19 protein-coding genes are annotated in these 21,962 nt (G+C 34.1%); 8 read left to right on the top strand and 11 right to left on the bottom strand.

Features of this window, described 5'->3' with window-relative positions; genetic code table 11:
- Positions 1-100 precede the first annotated feature (100 nt).
- From HN014_RS01815 to folP, 5 genes are all read right to left on the bottom strand, one after another.
- Positions 101-1,129, bottom strand: a complete 1,029-nt coding sequence (locus HN014_RS01815; RefSeq protein ID WP_176027204.1) for a hypothetical protein — start codon at positions 1,127-1,129, stop codon at positions 101-103.
- A gap of 74 nt (positions 1,130-1,203) precedes the next feature.
- Positions 1,204-2,247 carry a hypothetical protein gene (locus tag HN014_RS01810; protein ID WP_176027203.1) on the bottom strand — a complete coding sequence of 348 codons (1,044 nt, stop codon included), beginning with the start codon at positions 2,245-2,247 and terminating at the stop codon, positions 1,204-1,206.
- A 57-nt stretch (positions 2,248-2,304) separates the two neighbouring features.
- Positions 2,305-2,553 (bottom strand): hypothetical protein, encoded by a 249-nt coding sequence (locus tag HN014_RS01805; protein ID WP_176027202.1) that lies wholly within the window; start codon positions 2,551-2,553, stop codon positions 2,305-2,307.
- A gap of 229 nt (positions 2,554-2,782) precedes the next feature.
- Positions 2,783-4,345 carry a 7TM diverse intracellular signaling domain-containing protein gene (locus HN014_RS01800; protein ID WP_176027201.1) on the bottom strand — a complete coding sequence of 521 codons (1,563 nt, stop codon included), beginning with the start codon at positions 4,343-4,345 and terminating at the stop codon, positions 2,783-2,785.
- Between the two features lie 373 nt (positions 4,346-4,718).
- Positions 4,719-5,549 carry a dihydropteroate synthase gene (gene folP / locus HN014_RS01795; RefSeq protein ID WP_176027200.1) on the bottom strand — a complete coding sequence of 277 codons (831 nt, stop codon included), beginning with the start codon at positions 5,547-5,549 and terminating at the stop codon, positions 4,719-4,721.
- 104 nt (positions 5,550-5,653) lie between these two features.
- Here folP and HN014_RS01790 point away from each other — a divergent pair, with 104 nt between their 5' ends.
- The 7 genes from HN014_RS01790 to HN014_RS01760 all read left to right on the top strand — a co-directional run bounded on the left by HN014_RS01790 (position 5,654) and on the right by HN014_RS01760 (position 11,933).
- Positions 5,654-6,202 carry a DUF1599 domain-containing protein gene (locus HN014_RS01790; protein WP_176027199.1) on the top strand — a complete coding sequence of 183 codons (549 nt, stop codon included), beginning with the start codon at positions 5,654-5,656 and terminating at the stop codon, positions 6,200-6,202.
- Between the two features lie 88 nt (positions 6,203-6,290).
- Positions 6,291-7,385, top strand: a complete 1,095-nt coding sequence (locus HN014_RS01785; protein WP_176027198.1) for a BT_3928 family protein — start codon at positions 6,291-6,293, stop codon at positions 7,383-7,385.
- A 50-nt stretch (positions 7,386-7,435) separates the two neighbouring features.
- Positions 7,436-8,506 (top strand): ABC transporter permease, encoded by a 1,071-nt coding sequence (locus tag HN014_RS01780; protein ID WP_176027197.1) that lies wholly within the window; start codon positions 7,436-7,438, stop codon positions 8,504-8,506.
- A 43-nt stretch (positions 8,507-8,549) separates the two neighbouring features.
- On the top strand, positions 8,550-9,302 hold the full coding sequence (gene tpiA / locus HN014_RS01775) for a triose-phosphate isomerase (RefSeq protein ID WP_176027196.1): 753 nt from the start codon (positions 8,550-8,552) through the stop codon (positions 9,300-9,302).
- Positions 9,303-9,421: 119 nt separating this feature from the next.
- On the top strand, positions 9,422-10,264 hold the full coding sequence (prmA, locus tag HN014_RS01770) for a 50S ribosomal protein L11 methyltransferase (RefSeq protein WP_176027195.1): 843 nt from the start codon (positions 9,422-9,424) through the stop codon (positions 10,262-10,264).
- A 56-nt stretch (positions 10,265-10,320) separates the two neighbouring features.
- On the top strand, positions 10,321-10,596 hold the full coding sequence (locus HN014_RS01765) for an ATP-dependent Clp protease adaptor ClpS (RefSeq protein ID WP_176027194.1): 276 nt from the start codon (positions 10,321-10,323) through the stop codon (positions 10,594-10,596).
- 497 nt (positions 10,597-11,093) lie between these two features.
- Positions 11,094-11,933 (top strand): M57 family metalloprotease, encoded by an 840-nt coding sequence (locus HN014_RS01760; RefSeq protein WP_176027193.1) that lies wholly within the window; start codon positions 11,094-11,096, stop codon positions 11,931-11,933.
- Positions 11,934-12,109: 176 nt separating this feature from the next.
- On the opposite strand, the gene HN014_RS01755 is transcribed toward HN014_RS01760, so the two are convergent.
- Complete coding sequence (locus HN014_RS01755; RefSeq protein ID WP_176027192.1) at positions 12,110-13,429, bottom strand: DUF4374 domain-containing protein; 1,320 nt, start codon at positions 13,427-13,429, stop codon at positions 12,110-12,112.
- A 25-nt stretch (positions 13,430-13,454) separates the two neighbouring features.
- A complete protein-coding gene (locus tag HN014_RS01750; protein WP_176027191.1) occupies positions 13,455-15,803 on the bottom strand; it encodes a TonB-dependent receptor in 2,349 nt (782 codons plus the stop codon).
- Between the two features lie 94 nt (positions 15,804-15,897).
- Between HN014_RS01750 and HN014_RS01745 the strand changes: the two genes are divergently transcribed.
- The gene (locus HN014_RS01745) at positions 15,898-16,908 is read left to right on the top strand and encodes a helix-turn-helix transcriptional regulator (protein WP_176027190.1); all 1,011 of its coding nucleotides are present in this window, start codon (positions 15,898-15,900) and stop codon (positions 16,906-16,908) included.
- Between the two features lie 87 nt (positions 16,909-16,995).
- Here the strand turns inward: HN014_RS01745 and HN014_RS01740 are convergent, their stop codons facing one another.
- Genes HN014_RS01740 through HN014_RS01730 form a run of 4 tightly spaced genes read right to left on the bottom strand, consistent with a single transcriptional unit; the run spans position 16,996 to position 21,876 of the window.
- Positions 16,996-17,583: a nitroreductase gene (locus HN014_RS01740; RefSeq protein WP_176027189.1), complete on the bottom strand. Its 588-nt coding sequence runs from the start codon at positions 17,581-17,583 to the stop codon at positions 16,996-16,998.
- A 15-nt stretch (positions 17,584-17,598) separates the two neighbouring features.
- Entirely contained in the window at positions 17,599-19,407 is a 1,809-nt protein-coding gene (locus HN014_RS01735; RefSeq protein WP_217704359.1) for an IucA/IucC family siderophore biosynthesis protein, read from the bottom strand.
- Between the two features lie 19 nt (positions 19,408-19,426).
- Positions 19,427-20,047, bottom strand: coding sequence for a GNAT family N-acetyltransferase (locus HN014_RS22540; protein ID WP_217704358.1), 621 nt, complete (start codon positions 20,045-20,047; stop codon positions 19,427-19,429).
- An 11-nt stretch (positions 20,048-20,058) separates the two neighbouring features.
- Positions 20,059-21,876: an IucA/IucC family siderophore biosynthesis protein gene (locus HN014_RS01730; RefSeq protein WP_176027188.1), complete on the bottom strand. Its 1,818-nt coding sequence runs from the start codon at positions 21,874-21,876 to the stop codon at positions 20,059-20,061.
- Between the last annotated feature and the right edge of the window lie 86 nt (positions 21,877-21,962).

Raw genomic sequence — 21,962 nt, 5'->3', positions numbered from 1 at the left:
CAAAATAATAATGTATAAAGTGTCGGTTAGGGGGATTTAACTGTATTCTTTATTTTTGTTGAGGTAGGTAAGGAGGGCTTCCATAATAGTATGATAACCGTTATATTTCTTCCCAGAGTATTCGATTTAAATATGCTACATTATCTGAATCAATACGAAATGTTTTGGCAGAACTGATAATTCCTGTTGTCTGCAAAGATACATATCCAGTTTCTCCTTTCCATTTATTGATATATGGATTGTAGTTGCATTCTTTCTCATGATACCATCGTTCTTCTCTTTGTTTGGGAATTCTGCGATCTACACAAATATTCCTAAACTCACAGTCACTGCATACATCACAGTTATCTTTGGTAACCCTCCAGTATTTTTGAAAAGCAATGCTTTGTACTATAGTTTTTAATTCTTTACAGTCAATCAATCGAATATCAGCAAATTCTTCGGTACTCTCTGGAGCATTTTTTACCTGACATGAACTGCTGATGTATAATTTGCGATTAAAATAAGTATGGTATTCTTTAGATTCTGATACTAATTCGTAGCTAGGAGTGATATGTAGATTAATCAGACTTTTTTCTTCTGGATCATAAAAACTGATGCCTTGGCTCATATCTTTATGTATTACGTCTAAGGTTAAAGATTTTTTAAAACTTATTGGTAATGCAATGTTTTTAATCAGTGGGTGCGAGAATAGCCGACTTAGGTATTTTTCATCAACTTCCATATCCTTAATGACAATATGAATGGTTCTTAAACTGACTCCAGAAATTTTAGTTAGATACTGTTCCAGTTTTTTTTGACTTCTTATCAGATATCGTATTTCAATTGCTTCAACTAATAATTCGTTTAGTATTGGGGATATGGGAGTATCTATGGTATTAACTGAAATATCAATGATAAGATTTGTAATAAAACTGAATGAATTCCATACATATCCATTTGCTTTTGGGTGAATTGAATATAAAGCATTGTCACTTATGAATTTATCATATTCTTTGTTTCCTTTCTCTTTGTTTATGAGGTATTTACTAAAACCTTTTGGAGTGGCTTGAATTTCCTTTTCGTAATTAATAAGTATTTCTCTGCTGAACCCTTCGGTAATTGCAAATCGAGTACATTGACTAACCATATTGCGATATGTTTTTATAAAATCTGGAAGAGCTAAAAGCGGATGTTTTTAGTCCCTTATGATAAATTCTTCTGTCATAAACTCTTATTTTTTTGAAGGGTTCGGACGTGTTTTGTGCGATGATTACTGTTGATTTTTTCATTTTGGAAATGCCCGTTTTTATTTGTTAATGCCGTTGCGATATTTTCTGCTACCTGCGGGTATCCATAACCTTGTGAAACCATGCTTATTTGTCCATGGGGATTAACTTCTAGAAATACATAATTTTGATCGACATCAAGAATGACATCTAATGATCCCATGTCTAACTCCAATGTTTTCATTAAAAGAGTTATGCAGCCTTCGATTTTTTTGGGGAGCTGATAAGGGTAATTGATAGTTCTGTCGCTAGCCAAAAGTTTGCGAATATCTACTTCTTTCTCATTACGATTTGGTTTCATCGCTACACTATAAAATTCCCCCAAAAAATAAAAAATTCTTAACTCTAATATTTTTTCTATTTTGGATTGAAAAAGTGCAGGGAAAAACTCCTCAGGTAGATCGTTAATATCTATAATTGTTGAATAATTGGTGCGATACCCATCTGACTCTTTACTGATATACTCTGTTTGGATAGATTTGGTAACAATTTGTTTTTTCTTAAATATAGATAGAAGGTCTTTCTTTTTTTTGGTTATGATAGTTTGAGGTATTTTAAACCCTGAATTTCTGGCAACTAACAACTGACTTAGCTTGTTTTTGGAAAGATGACTACTATAACCTATGAGTTTTTTTTGCTGCTTTAGCCATCTCAAAATAAAATCTCTGATAGCTGTTATTTCTATAGATTTAAAACTGTCTTCTTCAGAAATTATCACATTGTTGGTTGTTTTTATTCTTTCAGAGGACCAGGTCCTTTGAAAAAAGAAATCTATTTCAGTAAAATCAAATGTATTTCCATGGAGATCTGTAATCTGAAACTCAAATGAAGTAGTCGATATATGAAGGAAAAGCGCTTCATTTTCTAATATTTCTTTTTCATAGATAGCTACAGGGGTATGCCCAAAAGATATGATCCATTGATATATTTCATGACCGCAGGGATCTCCTTGTTGACTTAGTAATATTCCTATTTTCATCGGTTATCTATATTTTAGAGGCCTTCCCTGATCAAAGAAATCAGGGAAGGCTTTTTCTTAATTAGTATCCAACGATATGTTTCCAAAGGGATCATTGTCGGGAAGAGCTTGATTAGCAGGGGTTCCGGAAAGCCATCCAAGGTTCCCGTGTCCGGGCCAGTCATTTGATGGTCCATGCCCCACATCCGTTCTAGATATCCAATGTCTGATATTACGTCTAGCTGCTGCTGCAGGAGATAATCCTCCCTGGATATTATTCATATCTAAGACGAGTTTTTTTGATGTAAACGAATCTAATTTTTTCATGAATTGTTTGATTATAAAAAAAATGGTGATGCCTACTCTATATGATTTTCGGCTGCCTCAATAGATTATCAGTTTTTTGTTTGATAATATTTTTACTAGAATTCCAGTGAGATCAAAATTATAAAGAAAGCAGAGTAAATATGCTTTTTACAGGGGAGACAAAAGAGGGGACAATAGGGGTAATACTTTAAAAATAAGAGGTTTTTTTAGGAGGAGTGATGATAGAATGCTAAAAAATCGATAAATAGTTTGATAGGGTAACATTAGTACTGATAGCAATTTTTTTTCTTACCCGTTGCTTTGCTTTTTTTACACTTCCCTCTGTGATAAACAACATATTCGAAATCTCTTTTTGAGTAAACCCTATTTTTACGAGTGTGAGTAATCTGATTTCATTTTTGGATAATTCTGGATGCTTCTCATATAAATTAGACAAAAAATGAGGGTTTAATTCCTGAAACTTTTGTTTAAAACTTGCCCATTCTCCTTCATTTGTGAGATTAGACTCGAGTAACTTAAAAATATTCAAAAAATCGGTTTTTTTAATTTTGGTGTTGTTGACCTGATAAAGTTTTGATTGTAGCTTGATATTGGAGTTTTCCAAAATACTTTGATGTCGGATATACTGCTTTATTTTGTTGCTTTTCTTACCCAAGATATGTGCTGTGGAATAGGTGAAAATTATAAACTCAAAGGTGGTTCCAATTTTAAAAAAAGTATTGCCTGTTACATCGGAAACGATGCAGATATTAAGGATTCCGATACTAACAAAAAATAAGGCAAATGACATGGCTAATACATATTGTATTGTTTCTTGCTTTTGTTTCTGTGCAGTTTTAATAATCATTGATAATAGTAGTAATAACCACCCCACCCCAAATCCATATTCAACGATATGTATTTTTCCTATTTGAGTAGAGCAAAAAAGTAATTGATAGATTAACAATCCTGTTATCACGATTACAGTATAGCATTTTAGATATAAATAAAACTGCGGATATGTTTTTTTGATTCCTAAAAAATGGGCACTAAATATGATGAGAAAAAAAATACTACACTTGTAAAAAACAAAAATTAAATGCTCAACTATAATGATGGGAAGGTCATGACCGTATAAATAACCGTCAAAACCTATATAAAGAAAACAGGTGAATAGAATGTATAAAGTATAGAATAAATAGAGCTTTTTTTTCAATATAATCCAGTAAAAAATAGTAATACAAAAGATAATGAACATCATCCCATAGAAGAAAATATTTTCAATAGTATCCCAATATATAATCTTGATAAATTCCTGTAGGGATGTTATGTAAGGAGTTGCCCGAACTACTTTTCCATTATTGCTGGTTTGTATATAGTAAGTTCCTTGCTCATGAGGTTCCAGAACAATCCTGAAATTGGGTTTCGAAAAATTAAAAAAACGATCGTCGTTATATTGGATGTCTTTGATAGTGTTTAAAGAATGCAATTGGTTTATCGTCGAGTCGAGTTTATAGAATTTGTAATTCCGATTTATTCTGTCATTATTATGTATAATAAGCGTTTTTCTGCTTGGGCTATGATTTGTTATTTTTAAGGCTATCCATATTGTCCCTTTAAAAAAATGAATATTTACCTTCTCCGATATATGAAAAGGAATTTTCTCTATAGTTTTGATCGTATATTGATTTGAATTATCTGAATAAGAGCAGTATGAAAAACTAATATCAGTGAGATCACTATTGGTCTTTGTGCAGCTTGAAATAAAAGATAAAAGAAGAAGTGATATAAGTGTTCTGATCAATCCATTCATTGGAGTATAGGTATTGTGTAAACATACATTTTAATACGATGATAGTTGATTATGCTTTTTCGAGGCTTATCGTTCTAACAATACAGTGTGGGAATAAGAAGAATATTACCCGGTTTCTTTGATTTTTTTGCTCAATGAGTCAAGATTTAAATGTTCAGAAAGAGAGTTCGAAATTAATATTCATTTCCTGAAATATATCTCATGTACTTGTATGAGAGGAGTTGCTTCATAAATACGTTCAATTGTAGAAATTGTAAAACACTTTCTTAGACCGTATATTGTTTCAGGACATGAGACGACCTGCCATAAAGATAGGTATCTATATAGTAGTATTGATTTATGAAAGAATCGTATTCAGTTGATTAGTAACGTATTAATCTTTTTGCTGGAGCATATTTGTCAGGGCAATACATTCCATAGCTTCTTTTACATCATGTACCCTCAGAATGGATGCTCCTTTTAATAAGGAGATCGTATGCAAACATGTTGTTCCGTTTAATGCTTCGCTGGGAGATATGTTCAGTGTTTTGTAGATCATTGATTTTCTGGAAACCCCTGCGAGAATAGGTAATCCTTGTGTGTGTAATAACTCTAATTGATTGAGTAGAGAGAAGTTTTGATGTGGGTTCTTAGCGAATCCAAACCCGGGATCAATAATAAGATCATGAATACCTTCTTTTCTGGCAGCAGCAACCCGTTCTGAAAAATAAAACTGAATTTCCTTGATCATGTCATTATATTGATTCAAAGACTTCATAGTCTGAGGAGTTCCTTTCATATGCATCATAATATATGGAACCTGAAGGTTTCCTATTGTTTTTAACATTTGATTATCCAGGTTTCCAGCTGAGATATCATTAATAATCGCTGCTCCGGCTTCAATACTTAGTCGAGCAATTTCACTTCTAAAAGTATCGATAGACAACAGTACTTCAGGAAATTTTTTGAGCAGTAATGCGATAATAGGAAGTATTCTTTTTTTCTCTTCTTCAATCGATATATGAGTAGCATCTGGTCTGGAAGAATATGCGCCAAGATCAATAAAACTAGCTCCTTCGTTTAATAATTTTTCTACTTGTTTAAGAATCAGTGTTTCATTTTTATAAAATCCTCCGTCATAGAAAGAATCAGGAGTGAGGTTTAAGATTCCCATTACTTTTGGAGAAGAAAGATCGATAAGTGTGCCTTTGCAGTTGATAGTCATGGTTACTTGTTATGCGTTTGAATCCGATAGAATTAATTAAACTTGTATGATGATTTTTTTAATTGCTATAATAGCGCGAAATTTACACAAAATTCAATAGTTTTATGCAAGATACATCTATACAATACGACAAGATTATACATCAATGTCGAGATTTGTTTGTAAAAAAGATGAAAGATTACGGAAGTGCATGGAGAATCCTGCGATTACCTTCATTGACAGATCAGATTTTTATCAAGGCACAGCGCATCAGAAGTCTACAGGAGAATGCTGTAAGAAAAGTAGATGAAGGAGAAATTTCTGAATTTATCGGAATTATCAACTATAGTGTGATGGCATTGGTGCAGGTAGAAAAAGGAATAGCAGACCAACCAGATTTATCACCAGGCGAAGCAGAAAAGTTATATGATAAGCATGTAGGGATCACTAAAGAACTGATGATGAATAAAAATCATGATTATGGAGAAGCCTGGAGGGATATGCGAGTAAGCTCTTTAACTGATTTGATCTTGCAAAAATTATTAAGAGTAAAACAAATAGAAGATAATAAAGGAAAGACACTCGTTAGTGAAGGGATTGATGCTAATTATCAGGATATGATTAATTATGCCGTGTTTGCAATGATTCACTTAGGAAAAGCAAAAGATTGTTAGAAAATAATAAATTAGTGTTAATTACTTTATCAAAAGAAAAAACAGATAGTATCTTGTTTGTTTTTAACAAAGTTTAATACCGTCAAATATGAAGTATTTAGTTTGGTTTTCCAGAGTTTTTGTATCAGTATTGTTCCTTTTTTCAGGATTTATTAAGCTTAATGACCCGCTGGGGTTTTCATATAAACTTCAGGAATACTTTAGTGAAGGAGTATTGAATATGGAATTTTTGATTCCTTATGCACTAATGCTTTCTGTTTTAATCGTAATATTTGAAATCATTGTAGGGATTACTTTATTACTGGGATACCTGCCAAAAATAACCTTATGGTCTTTAATGGGGATGATTTTGTTTTTCACATTTTTGACATTTTATTCAGCCTATTTTAATAAGGTTACTGATTGTGGTTGTTTTGGAGATGCGTTACCCTTGACTCCTTGGGAATCATTTACTAAGGATGTAATACTGCTTATTTTTATTATTGTTTTATTTTTAGGAAAGAAATATATCACACCAATTCAGCCGGTAGCAATACATAAGTGGATTGTTTTTGTAGCCTTTTCATTGTGTTTGTGGTTTGCGTATCATGTACTAATGCATTTGCCAGCTTTTGATTTTAGGGCTTATAAAATAGGGACGAATATTCAGGAAGGAATGGAAATTCCGGAAGGAGCTCCAGAAGCAGAATTCGAATATCAATGGAAGTTTGATGTAAATGGAGAAGAAAAAGTTGTAATCACGTCAGGAGATTATCCTCAGGTAGATGGTAAATTTATCAAAGTTGATACAGAGCTAATAAAAGAAGGGTATGAACCTCCAATTCATGATTTTGCAATCGAAAAAGAAGGAGTAGACCACACAGCAACGTTTTTAGCAAAAGATCGTTTGTTAATTGTAGTAGCCTATAACTTATCCAAAAGTGAAGCTCCCGGTTTTGCTCAAATAAAAAAAATAACAGATAAAGCATTGTCAGGAGGATACACGGTAATAGGATTGACCGCTTCTGTACCGGAAGCTATTAATAGAGTGAAAGAAAAACACCAATTGGATTTTGATTTTTACAGTACAGATGAAACCGCATTAAAGACGATTGTAAGATCGAATCCGGGAATTATAACCTTGAACAAAGGAACTATAACTGATAAGCTTCATTGGAATGATGTCGAGGATCTGAATTTTTAGAAAAAAGGATGTAGATAGCAAGGAATTGGATTCATAAATAACAGTAGACTGTGTTGAAGTATTTAAAAAAAATGGGATATGCGATATTGACCCTTTTGGGGGTAATATCTGTTATTTTTATGCTATTTAATGTGCTTCCCGGAGATCCTGCTCAGATGATGTTGGGACAAAATGAAAATGAAGAACAATTAAAGGCAGTTAGAAAAAAATATGGATTTGATCAGCCGTTATTTACCCAGTATTTATACTATCTGAATGATTTATCGCCGTTGTCGGTACACGATGTAAAAAAAGAAGATTTTTCTTTTTTTGACTCTAAAAAATATACAGGAAAGAAACTGTTTACGCTAGGAGGAAAAAGTATAGTGATTAAATTTCCATATTTAAGAGAATCATTTCAGAAAAACGGGAAAAAAGTAAGCGAAGTTATAGGAGAGACCTTGCCCAATACAATTGTACTCGCTGTTTGTGCTATTTTGATAGCAATTATACTAGGGGTATTTCTGGGAGTGATAAGTGCTTTGACCAAGGATCAGTGGGGAGATAAGTTAATTCAGCTGATTAGTACTATAGGTATGAGTGTTCCTTCTTTTTTTAGTGCTATAATTTTCGCCTGGCTTTTTGGGTATATCCTGCAAGAATATACCCATCTCAATATGACAGGAAGTTTATATGAGGTTGATGATTTTGGAGAAGGGGTTTACCTGCAATGGAAAAACTTATTATTACCTGCAGTGGTATTAGGAATTCGTCCTCTTGCAGTAGTTACACAATTGATGAGAAACTCTTTGCTGGAGGTAATGGAGGAAGATTATATAAGAACTGCCAGATCCAAAGGCTTGTCATTGTATCAAATTATTAGAAAACACGCCTTAAAAAACGCATTGAACCCGGTAGTAACCGCTATTTCGGGCTGGTTTGCTTCCATGTTGGCAGGAGCGGTGTTCGTCGAATATATATTTGGCTGGAACGGAATCGGAAAAGAAATTGTAGATGCATTGAATACCTTGGACTTACCTATAATAATGGGAGCTGTATTAATCATTGCCACTATGTTTATTCTAATCAATATCTTTGTGGATGTGATTTATCAATGGCTTGATCCAAGAGTAAAAATATAACCAATTAGAAATTAAATTTTAACCACACCTAAATTAGTAATTAATGAGAAAACGAGTAGTAGCCGGAAATTGGAAAATGAATAACAATCTGGAAGAAACCGGCGCTTTACTATCTGGATTAAAAACAAAATTAGAGGAGCGCCAAGGAACAGAAATTATTGTAGCACCTACTTTTATCAATTTGCCATATGCTTTAGAAGCATTAAAGGACTCAGGAATTAAAGTAGCCTCTCAAAATATGCATCAGGCAGAGAATGGCGCATTTACAGGAGAAATATCAGCAAATATGCTAACTAGTGTAGGAGTACGCACTGTTATTCTTGGACATAGTGAACGCAGGGCGTATTTTGGAGAAAAAGATGAGGTGCTGGCAGAAAAAGTAACTACCGCTTTAAAGCATAAGATGCAGGTTATTTTTTGTTTTGGAGAAGAACTGGAAGAACGAAAAAGTAACAATCATTTTCAGGTAGTGGAAGAGCAATTAAAAGCAGCCCTTTTTCACCTTGATAAAGGTTCATGGCAAAATATAATCCTGGCATATGAACCAGTATGGGCAATAGGAACAGGAGAAACCGCGTCTCCTGAACAAGCACAGGAAATGCATGCTTTTATTAGAAATGTAATCAAAGAAAAATTTGGAACAGAAGTGTCTGACGAGATTTCTATTTTGTACGGAGGAAGTGTAAAACCGGCAAATGCTGCTGAGATTTTTGCAAAACCAGACGTTGATGGAGGATTGATAGGAGGAGCTTCATTAGATGTGGATAGTTTTGCAGCTATAGCAAATGCCTTTTAAAAAAAACTTCATTTATCATAATATAGATAATCTACAAATCTTTCCGTATAGGAAGGTTTGTAGATTGTTTTTTTATAGCCTAAAAGAGTATTTTTGCTTTTTTTAAAACAGAAAAAACAATGTCAGGTAATACTATATATCTGGGATATTATTTTACGATATCTCCATTACAACCAGCAACAGAAATTTTGATAGCAGAACTAGGGTATGCTGGCTTTGAAAGTTTTGTAGAAACTCCGACAGGAGTAGAAGCCTTTATCCAGAAAGAAGAATGGAATGAAGGAATACTAGCCGATATATATGTATTGCAATCGGATGAGTTTGAAATAACATATACGTTTAAGGAGATAGAACAGATAAACTGGAATAAAGAATGGGAGAAAAACTTTACACCCATCATCGTTGATAATATCTGTAGTGTGCGAGCTCCTTTTCATGATAAGCCAGTAGCGGAATATGATATTGTAATAGAACCCAAAATGTCTTTTGGGACAGGACATCATGAGACAACACATATGATGATACAACATATCTTGACTCATAATTTTGAAGGTAAAAAGGTGTTAGATATGGGATGTGGTACAGGAGTTTTAGCAATCCTGACAGAAATGAGAGGAGCAGGCAATATCGATGCAATCGATATAGATAACTGGTGCTATTTAAACACTCGTGAAAATATAGAAAGAAATAAATGCCAGCGAATTACTGCCTTTGAGGGAGATGTTTCCCTGTTAGAAGGAAAAACCTATGATGTAATCATAGCTAATATTAATAGGAATATCTTACTAAAAGATATACATGCCTATACAAAATCACTGAATAAAGAAGGTTGTCTATTTCTGAGTGGCTTCTATAAAGAAGATTTAGAGATGATTACGGCAGAGTGTGAGAAAAACGGTTTAACGTTTGTTAATAAATTGGATAGAAATAATTGGATTTCATCAAGTTATGTGTTAAAATGAATTTAAATCAGAACAACATTATTTTCTAAATGTTATATTTGTATAAAAAACATGTTATGAGTACTCAGGAAAAAGTATTAGAGGAAGTTCTGGAGAAAACAACTGAGCAACCTAATAACGAGATTGTCTTGTATAATGATGATGTAAACACTTTTGATCATGTGATTGAAACACTTATCTACACATGTGAACATACACCGTTGCAGGCAGAGCAATGCGCCTTATTAGTTCATTATACAGGAAAGTGCACAGTAAAAACAGGAAATTATGATGATTTAGTACCTAGGTGTTCTAAGTTGTTGGAAGAAGGACTTAGCGCAGAGATTATATAATAACGGGAAAAACATAATAAAAATAACAAAAAGGCTTAGCAGTAATTACTGCTAAGCCTTTTCTTTTTCATGGGGAAATCGTGTTTTGTTTGCAGTTTTTTATAAAAAAAAGGCGCAAAACATAAAAATTTAACATTTGAAAGAAAAATACTACTTTTTGTTTTCTGCTGTCAGAGAGAACCTTTTTTTTTAATAGTCTAGTAATCCTAGGGACTAAACTAACATTTGTTTGTGGGAGCCATGTATTTTGTCGAATTTATGTGCATTATAAAAAAAAGTGTGTCTTGTTTTTTAAGCGTTTTATTGTGTATAATTCAAATATTGCTTGTTTTTAATGCGTATAAGATAATTAATTAACTTATTTTTTGGAAAAAATGTTATATATTGAAAACGCAAACCATTAAAAAGTTCGAAGCAATATTAATTTATTGTGGCTGAATAAAACCTCATTTTTTGAGGATAATATTTAGATAACTACACAAACTCAACTTATTAAGATGAAAAGAATCAAATTATTAGCGCTATGCGCTATTGTTGCAGGTTTTACAACTTCCTGTCAGAAAGAAGAACTAGCTAGTGAACAAGAGAAAGAGATTGCATTAACTCCTACAAAAGCAGAATTAACTAAGCTGTTTGATATGGGAGTTAATATAGATGATGTAACTATTGAGGAAATAGCACATCTGGATGGGACTAAGCAAGCGTACCTGGTTTCTGGTGATATTCAAATTCCTCGTGCAGGATTAGAAAAACTAGAAGAATTGGAAGCACTTGCTGATGGACAAAAGCAGTATAGAACCAGTAATCTGGTATCAGGAGCAAACCGTACGATTGATATCCTTGGGTATACAGGTTCGGGAAATGCACTTACCAGTACTATGAGAACAGGGTTACAATGGGCTGTTAATAACTATAACAGAATAGGTACTTCTCTGAATTTTAGACTGACTTTTGGTACAAATTATCAAGCCGCAGATATGGTTGTTTACAATAACAACCAATCTGGAGGCGGAGGATCTGCTGGATTCCCAAGTGGAGGAAGAGCATATAAGTGGATTCAGATAAATCAGGGAACTAGTAGCTTTGGAAACAATGTAAATGAGCATGTAATTGGTCACGAAATAGGACATTGTATAGGGTTCCGCCACCAAGACTGGAGATCTCGTCAGAGCTGTGGTCAAAACAGTAATGAAGGGCAAGCAGGTGTTGGAGCTATTCTAATTCCAGGAACTCCAACTTCAGATAGAGCAGATTCTATTATGTTAGCATGTTTTGGATCCGGAGAAGATGGAGAATTTACAAGTTCTGATATAACAGCATTAAGAGCGTTATACTAAACACACAAACAAGAGACTTTGAACTTTTAATGGAACCACCTCATTTTAGAGGTGGTTTTTTTATTTGATCATTCTTGATTTTTTTAGGAAATATAAAAATACCCCCCTTTGAATATACCTATTCAAAGGGGGGTATAGGTTGATACATCAAAGTATCAGGAGTTATAAAAAGAGATTTAGTTAGAAATCTTAAAAATACCTTTGATAGAAAGCCCGTTTATTTTCGCTCCTTTAGTTGCTGTAGCAGTTTCAGGGTTTACGATATAAATATGAGATGTTCCATCTTTAATATCTCCGTTAACTGGTGGACCTATAGGCATTCCTCCTACTCGACTACTTAGATATGCGATTCCATTTTCCACAAATAAAGGGGCAGTATACCGGTTGGCATGAGGAGATAATCCTTGAACATCTGTTACTGTTTTTTGTACTAGGTCAATAACAACTAGTTTAAAGAAAGGACCTTGCTCATTGTATACTCCCCAAGGACCAATAGTGTCATCCAAAATTATTCTTGCTAGTGCTTTGTTGTTTCCTACATAATCCATCCAAAAGATTTTACCTCCGTTAGTAGCATTTTCTACATCAAAAAAGTAATCAGGATCAAAGGTAGTAGCTCCATTTTTAATTTTTAAAATACCAGAAGGTTTTGTCGCTCCAGCTAATGCACAAGTTGTAGCAGAAGAAGAATACGAATAGATATCTCCATTTTCTGTTTTTTCAATTCCGTTTACATGACCATTAGTACCAATTGGACTAGTTCTATCATCTTCTATAAGCTTTTCAAATTCGAAAGATGGGTATTTGAAGATTGCTACATGTGCCTTTTCTTCTACTTGTATAGGGTTATATGTTCCTGCTGCTGGTAATTTATGGTATGAAACAAATAGTTTTCCTCCGTTTTGAACCATTCCGGTTACCCATGGAATATATGCAGGACCTTCATTTTTACCGTCATTACTGTCTATTGCATGGTTGACCTTTTTTTCGAGCATACCATTGTCAGTATTAATGATGTTGAAATCCCTGTTAGGAATACCTTTACTAGGATCATCTAATGAACCTAACAATTCTACAGCGATCATTTTCTTATCATCAGTATTAATGAAATTCATAGGAGCACTTGGAGTAGAAAAATTATTTACTTCAGTTAATTTTCCAGCTTCGTTTAATTGGTATGCTGTTGTTACTCCTGAAGCAGTATATTGGGTAGTGAATATGGTATTATTGGCACCGTGGAAATAATTCCACCCTTTTAATTCAATTCCTTTGCCTTCTACAGAAATTTCACCGGTAGTAAGAGATTCTATTGAAGGAAGTGTTAGTAAGTAATCTACAGGTCTGTTCTGTCCAATTGGGTTAGCTTGAAAACTAACAACATATTGTCCTTTATCAGGTTCGACTGTATCATCATCGCTTTTACAAGAGAAAGCGATTATCGAAATAGTTAAAAGCAGAAGTATGCTTTTACTCCAATTAATTCTTTTAGTGTTCATCTTTTTGTTTTTAATTTACTGATTGTCAATTGTTTTTATTAGATATGAAGTATCTGAATTTTACATAGAATGCCCTTCCGGGTTTTTGTATATCCATATTGTCCTTAACAACAGCATCTGTAAAATTTCTCGCTTGTACAGAAATGTTGTATTGTCCTTTTTTAAAAGAATATCCTAATTGAGCATTGTGTGATAACTGCTCGGGTATATGTCTCCTATTAGAAGGATTTCCATTACTAAAAGACATAAAAGGAAATTCATGTACATAATAGGAATCAAAAGAGAGGGATAAATTATCATGGTCAGAGAATAGATCCTCAAAGTTATATCCTGTTCTCAGATTCCCAAAAAAGTATGGGATATTGGCGACACGTTCACCTATTCTTTTGTCCTTTATATTTTGATAAGTAGTATTTACCGAAAAAAAGAAATCATTATAAGAGGTTGTTATTTCACTCTCAATACCAATATTATTTGTTTCGGCATAGTTATTATATCTGGAGTAAATCCCTTCAGATGTTAAAACCATTAAGTTTTTAACATCCCGTATAAATAAATTGCTGTCGATATTAACTCGGATGTCGTTCCATTTTAGGTCCCAGATAAAACCTAAATTACCGTTGTAACTTTCTTCTGGTAATAAAAATGGATTTGATTCTAGTAGTAATCCATCTCCAAACATTTCGTATCCTTCAGGGATTCTATAGGATTTTTCAAAGGATCCTTTAAGTAAGAAGTTTTTTGTGACTTTATAGCTGGAAGCCATTCCGTACCCTAATTTTTCATATCTGTTTTCGAAATATTCTAAACTAATTTGATGTCTTTCTGTGTTTTTGACACCTTCGGATTGTAATATATACCCCTTGGTAAAAAGAGAAGTATTTAACATATTGTCAAGTAAGGAGATATCGTATGAAAGACCTAGTATATTTTTATCAAGAATATGAGGGGTTTCAAAAGGGATGCCATCTAATTTTGCAGGGTCTTTTCCTCTTCTTCTGAGGTAGTTTTTCGTATAATTAACACTTACAGAACTGTTTTCATTTACTTCGTAATTCGAAGAAAAATTAATCATGTAAATATTGTCTTTGAACTCAAAGAGCGTTTTGTCTCTTCCAAACTCTCCTGCTACATTTCCATTACTTTCATCTACTTTAAAATTACCAAACCAGTCATATCTTCTGGATGCTGTGTCTACAGTTCTATCTCTGTTTTCAGCAATAGAAGCATATAGATTTAATTTTAACCTTTCTTTAAAGAGTTTTGATTTTCTATAGATGATAGCCGCTTGTTTTACATTATTTTCTTCAAAAACTTCTCCAAATGGTTGCTCCGGATCTATCGAGTGTTGTATCTCATTATTGTTGGAGGATGCGATAAATCTCACCGCAAGTTCATCAGCAATTTTCTTATCAACAATTCCTGCTTGTATATTGATCATTTGAGATTCATAAGCATCGTGGAACCGTCTTACATTATTACGTCTTTCTCCTGTATCATTTCCGAGTTCGTCTCTTACCAGAATTCCATCAATTGTATAATCATTATCCGAATAATTATAATAGGAAGAAAGGTTGATTTTAAAACCGGTTTTGCTGTAGTATTGTGTATTCAAAGTTGCCCGATGTGTATTAAAAGACCCACCGTCATAAGAAACATCCAAGAAATTATTCTTATGCTTATTCGTAATGATATTGATGGAACCTCCCATCGCATCTGAGCCTAAATAGATAGGAACGACACCTTTGAATACCTCTACTCTTTCGATTAGTGTAGCAGGGAAGTTATTAAAAGTTAAAGAGCTTCCCAGATTTTCTTGTGGGATATTATTAATAAAAAACTTTACTTGTTTTCCTGATAACCCATTCAAAGAGAAATTAAAATCAGAACCTAAACCACCGCTTTGTCTGATATTAACACCAGGGACTGTTTGTAGTACAGCATTGATATCTGTACTTATGTTTTTTAATCCTTTTATCTGTATCGCTTCTACCTCAAAAGCCTGCTCCTTAACTTTGGAAGCTCCTGTTTTGGCAGTAAGATGCACATCTTTGAGCTGATTGATATCCTCTTTTAGAGCAATGGTAATTTCCTTTTGATCTCCTTCAGAGAGGACGATTTTGGTATGAGTGCTTTTGAATCCTAGATAGCTGGTAACCAGTGTGTAGGATCCTTTTGGTAGTTCTAAGGAAAACTGACCATTAAAATTACTGACCGTTCCTTTGCCATTAATTTCTTTAATAAGAATAGTCGCTTCAGGGATTGGAGTTGCATTCTCGTCAGTGACTGTTCCGGTAATTTTACTTTGCGAGAAAGCAACAGAAACCAGAAAGAAAAGAAACGAAGGGGCATTTCTTTTTACAAATTTCAACATTTTTATAAACAAAACTTAATTTATTATTTATATTTGATCTAAATAAAATTTCATTGCAAAAGTAGTGTCTGTAAAAAGATTAAAATGACGCATTATGGAAAAAAAAAGACGGGAAAAAGAACTGTCTGAAAGTACCTGTGTAAGAGAGGAAGATAGGGTTCCTATATCTGCTATGAATGTGTTGATTAATGAGTATTTTCTGGGGGGGATGAAAGTAAAATACTTCAAATTTTTGGAAGAATTTGGAGATGGATACTTAGAATATTATAGTTTCGATGGATTTAGTATCTATATATTCGACGTATTATTAAAGCAAGATGCTAAGGAAGATGAGTATGGAATAAAGGATTTTTTAGAGCTTTCGTATTTAATTAATGGGGAACAGATTATAAAGGTAAAAGGAAGGGAAGAGGATATTATATATGAAAGTCAGGAAAGCTATTTGGTGTATTTATCAAAAGTTTCTGGTACTGTTTTATACAATAAAAATAAATACCTGAAGGAAATCAAAATACGGATGAATTCAGATTTTATAACGAATCGGGGGCTTCATGAAGATTTTTCTATCAAGGCAAAGTATGACTTGGATCACTTGGGAACTAAATTTATAGAACCGATTTGCGCTAAAACACAAGGAGTTCTTACAGATATTTTTTCGGATCAAAAAGCAGGAGCTTTAAAACGATTATTCCTCGAGTCAAAAATATTAGAATTGTTATCGATGAAATTAGATTTGATCAAAACGATTAGTATTGACATGTCTAATAAAGATAATCTGGTAAAAAAAGTATACCAGGTGCAAGCTATTATTGGGGCAGATTTAACTGTTCAATATTCGATTCATCAATTGGCCAGACAGGTAGGAATGAATGATTTTATCCTGAAAAAAGAATTTAAACGGGTGTTTGGAAAGACTATTTTTGAATATACCATTCACGAAAGAATGAAAAAGGCAAAGAAGCTGTTGATTCATACAAAAAAGCCTATTTATGAAATCTCGGAACTGGTAGGGTATAAAAACTCAACGCATTTTACCGCTGCTTTTAAAAAAATGAATAAACTAACACCAAAGAAATTTAGAAAATTAGAAGTATCAGTTGTTTGATATAATGAAAGACACATCAATTAATAATGTTGGCGTTATCATTAATAAACTGATGTGCTTTCTATGGTTAGTTTGGGAAAATCCCCCTTATTTGATATCCCAAACCAACTTTCTTTTCAAGGTGCTCCGTTTTCGTTTTTCTTGAGACTCTTCTTGTATATATCCCATATAGAAAATCCCGAGGCAGCGTTCGTGCTCTTTTAGATCGAGGGCATTACCATATTCAATAGCAGCATCACAGGTATCCCAGTAACATCCTATATTCAAAGCAGTACAGGAAAGCCACATATTCTGAACAGCGCACGAAATCGCAGCAATCTCTTCCCATTCTGCAATTTCTACTCGCTGGCTTCGCTGAAATATAATAGCGATCATAGTTGCATTTTTAGGGTATTCTATCGTCGATTGATAGCGGGATGGAGGATATTGCTCTTCTGATAAACGCTCTTTATAATATTCCATCATATATTGTCCAAATACCTCCTGATGTTTGCCGGATAAACCAATAAATCTCCAGGGTTGCGTTTTTTTATGTGTTGGAGCCCATAATGCATTGGTAATAATTTCCTCAATCAATTCTTTAGGAATCTCTTTTGAGATATAATTACTCGCATAGGTTGTTCTTCGCTTTCGTATGAGTTGGCTGATCGGATGTATAGAAAGTGTGGTGCTCATAAATGATGTGTTAATTTATAATTTCCGAAATGGTGCAATTGGATTCTCCAGAGTGCCTTCCAGTTTTAGGCTTTCGATTGGGGCAGCCAGGTTTAACATCTGTTTGGTGTTATCTAATTGTAAACGATTAAGACAGCACCTTTTGAATTGCTTGACAAAGATGTCATAACGTTCGAATCTAGGGGTTAATTCCGGGTGAGCTTGTTTGTATTTATGAATGCAAATAGCTACCTGTTTCCAAAATAATGTTTCAGGATAATTGCAATGTTCATCCAGAATAGGGGTGATAAACCTGAAAATACAATCGAATACATCTGTAAAAATGGATAGAATCTGCATTTCATCAGTGGTTTCTGTATACAGTCGTTGTACTTTTTCAGGGAGTGTTAGTTGATCATTGAACACAATTACTTCTTCTGTAATATCTTTCATGATAGCCCTGACAGGAATGTGATCCTTCATGACTAGAATCAAGTTTTCTCCATGAGGCATAAATACGATACCGTATTTATAAAAGCAATGGATAAGCGGGGCTAAATAAGCAGATAAATACTGTTGTACCCAGCTTTCTGTATTGATTGGGGAGGCTTTAATAATCTCCTTGAGAAAAGAATTGCCTTCATTATCTTGATGCAGGAGTGCTGCCATGGTCATTAGCTGTTCCCCTTCCTGGATTTTGGTATCAGGACTTTCTCTCCAGAGAGCAGAGAGCATTTTATTATGTGCTTTTGTTTTTCCAAGAGGTTCGAAGTACAGGTTTCTATACCCGACTGTAGCAACTTCTCTAAGCATGGTAAACCCTTTTTTATTAAGGTAGGAATCAGTATCTAATAGCTCAGAAATCCATTCGGTAATTGGGGGGGTGCTCCCCATATAGTACGGTGATAACCCTCGCATAAATCCCATATTGAGAATGGATAAAGAAGTTTTGGTATAAAACTTTTTTGGGTGGTCGAGGTTGTACAGTGATCGAATGGATTGCTGAGCAGAATGTCGATAAGGACCTTCTCCTAAATATACAATGGATTGATTCGCTATATCCTGTGAAAAAACAGTGGTTATTTTATTATTCCATTGCCATGGGTGAACAGGAATGAATATATATGCTTCTGGAGAAAGTGATTTATCAATTAATGTAGTATTAAACCTAGTAATCGTTTCTTCTCCTAATTGCTGAGCCATCACTTTTTGATAAGAGAGCTCTTTTGTGCAATAAAAACTAGCATTCTCTTTATGACCCGCAATCCAGATAATATGAAAAGGGTGGTCAGCTTCTGGAGAGTAAGCTAAAAATTCTTTGGTGTTAAACCCGATCCTTCCATTGTTGGCAATAAAGCAAGGGTGTCCTTCTGTCATTGCATGTTCGATCCCCTGAAAATCTTGATGTACTAAAGAAGCAGCATCAAATGTTTCTTTCTTGTATTTAAAAGCAGCACTAAACAATGTACTGGTGATTTCTTCCATATAAGTAGGAAGCATTTCATCAGAGATCCCCAGTGTATGCCTGAATTCAATAATAAATTTAAGAGAATCCAGAGGTTGCTTTTCTTTGTGATGATATTTTGTAATTGATTTGGGGTCAATATGCCAGTGATCTAATGCGTATTTCTTGGCTTTAAAAGTATACGTGATCTCAGGAGTATCAGCGATCACTTTGTAATGTCCCCAATGGTTATTGGTTTGTTGTAATTCGGGGGTTATAATTAATTCATGAGCAAGTTCACTAAGAATTTTTCGGGTATGTAAGCGATTTACTTTTTCCCAGATTTCGGGTATAAGGTGTGGGGTTATTTCTTGCTCATATATCGTATTGACAGTGTTCATTAGTTGTTTGGTTTAGGTTTTAAATAGTAGCAGCATTGGTTTTGATAGCTTTTTCAAAATCAATTCTTTCACAAAAAGCCAGATGTGCTTTTTTATGTGGTAACTGGATTTCTTTTTGGTATTTGAACCCGGCTCTTTTATTCAGGACATGGATTTTTTTATTATTGCTGTCAGGTTCTACCACAACCCTGTTTGTAGCTGGATCAGAAAAAAGAAATTCCATAACAGTAGTGAAAATATTCCAGGTAAAAGAAGGGATTCTTTTTGTAGGAGGACCTACTAATATGTGCATTCCAATATCATTTGCTAATGCATTGTAATATGATCCGATGATATCTTTAGAAGCCTCATAGCGTTCCATTAAGAAGATAGGGGCACCATCTAGTATCCCGATAAACGCATCGTGGTATGGAAGCGCAAGTAAATCATTGTAGATTGTCGTGGCTTCTTCCAATGTGTTTTTTTCCATCCCCCAGAAAGCAGCATAAGGTTGTGTAACCCATTCGTGGATTGTTTTGATATCAGAAGCGACATGCATAGGTCGAAGACTAATATCTCCTAATCCTTCTATTGTTTTGGTGTATACAACAGCGGGAGTATTATTTTTATAATTAGTATTGATGACGTTCTTAGCTGACATAATCCTCTGTATTAGTTGGTGAATGTATTTTCCTTTTTAAAAATCGCTATGGGATTTTGTAATTTTCCTACAAATTGCAATTGAGATACCGCATCATGCATATCAATCATTTGACGATTTTGATTTAGTTGAAGCCTGTTTAAACACGATAACTGGAACTCTCCGGCAAAAAGGTCATAATGGTCAAACTTATCGTTTAGCTCAGGGTGTCTTTCTTGATATTGTTGAATATTTTCAGCGACTATTCTCCAGAAATTATTTTGATCATAAGCAGCATGTTCTTCCAGTATGTGTGCCATATACCTGAAGAAACCGTCGAAAATATCGATGAAGAAAGAAAGTATTTTAATATCATCCGGAACGACCTCGTATATACGCTTTATTTCTTCAGGAACATCAATATCTGGGCTTAAGATTGTAGCCTCATCTGTAATGTCTTTTAAAAAACTTCCTACTGGAACATTGTTATCCATAACCATGATCAGGTTTTCTCCATGTGGCATGAACACAAGATCGTATTTGTAAAAACAATGAATAAATGGGCTTAAATATGCTTTGAGATAACTTCTGAGCCAGTCATCGATTGATAGACCAGAGGCGTTTATGAGTTTAGGTAGGAAGGCTTCTCCGTTGGTGTCAATATGTAAAAAAGCAGCCATAGTCATTAATTTTTGCTCTCTTTTAATCATATTCGTAGGGCTTTCTCTCCATAATGAAGCCAATAGTCTGTTGTATTCGCTCTCGGGACCAAGCGCCTCAAAATAAGGATTGATAAAACTAACAGCTCCGATTTCACTAAGCATTCTGAAATTTGTTTCTATTATATAAGGATCCTTATAGAGTAGTTCTTCTAGCCAGGCAGCAACTTTAGGAGCGGATTCCAGATAATACATCGCTAACCCTCTGACAAAGCCCATATTCAGAATAGATAAGGCTGTTTTTGTATAGAATTTATGAGGGTTGCTGATATTAAATAAGGTTCTGATTGATTGTTGTGGTTGGTATTGATCAGGATTGGAACCTAGAAAAATCAAATCTCCTTTTGCAATCTGAGGGGAGAATATATTGACTAGTTTATTGTGCCATTGCCAGGGGTGTACGGGGATAAAATAATATGATTCGGGATGTTGCCCTTTTTCTGTTATTATTTGATTAAAGCGAGTTATTGTATCCTTTCCTAATTCCTGTTCGATAAGGATTTTATATGGCAATTCTTTTTTTGCAGAATAATGCGTGTGGTCTTTGTGTCCAGCTAACCAAATAAGCGAAAATGTTTTTCCAGTCTCAGGAGCATAGGCTTGATAATCCGTGCTATCAAAACCGATTCGTCCATTATTAGCTACAAAACCCGGATGTCCTTCGGTCATTGATTTTTCGATAGTTTGAAAATCAGCATGTACCAACTCATCCGATGTGAGGTTGTCCGAAGATAATTTATAAATACTTCCGTGGAGTGTGCTTATAACTTCTTCCAGGTAGACAGGAAATCTGGCGTCATCAATTCCTAAGTCACTTTTAAACTCCTTGAAAAATGAAACTACATCCAGTTCTGAAGGACGATTATTGTCTGTTTTTCTTAAAGAATCATCTTTAATCCAAAGATGACGTAAGTGTAAGAGCTTAGCATCAAATGTGTATTTAATAGTGCTGTTCTTTACGGCTAATTCATAGGTGTTCCATCCATTTTTTGAAGAAGAAACAATGGTGGGTTTGATTAATAATTCATGATAAAATTCGCATATTGCCTTTTTTATCAGATGTCGATTACTTTTATACCAATGCTTGGGGGTTAAATGCACACTAGCTTGTTTGGGTGAAATACGATTCATAATTGTAGGTTTATAAGTGTATACAAATTATAATGATTACAAGACGGGGTATGGGTACTTGTGTAATACATTAAAAGAGAGTCTCC

Origin of the sequence: Aquimarina sp. TRL1, assembly GCF_013365535.1 — a bacterium.
Classification (GTDB): domain Bacteria; phylum Bacteroidota; class Bacteroidia; order Flavobacteriales; family Flavobacteriaceae; genus Aquimarina; species Aquimarina hainanensis.
Note: the sequence above shows the minus strand (reverse complement) of the source record. Positions and strands in the feature narration are given on the sequence as shown.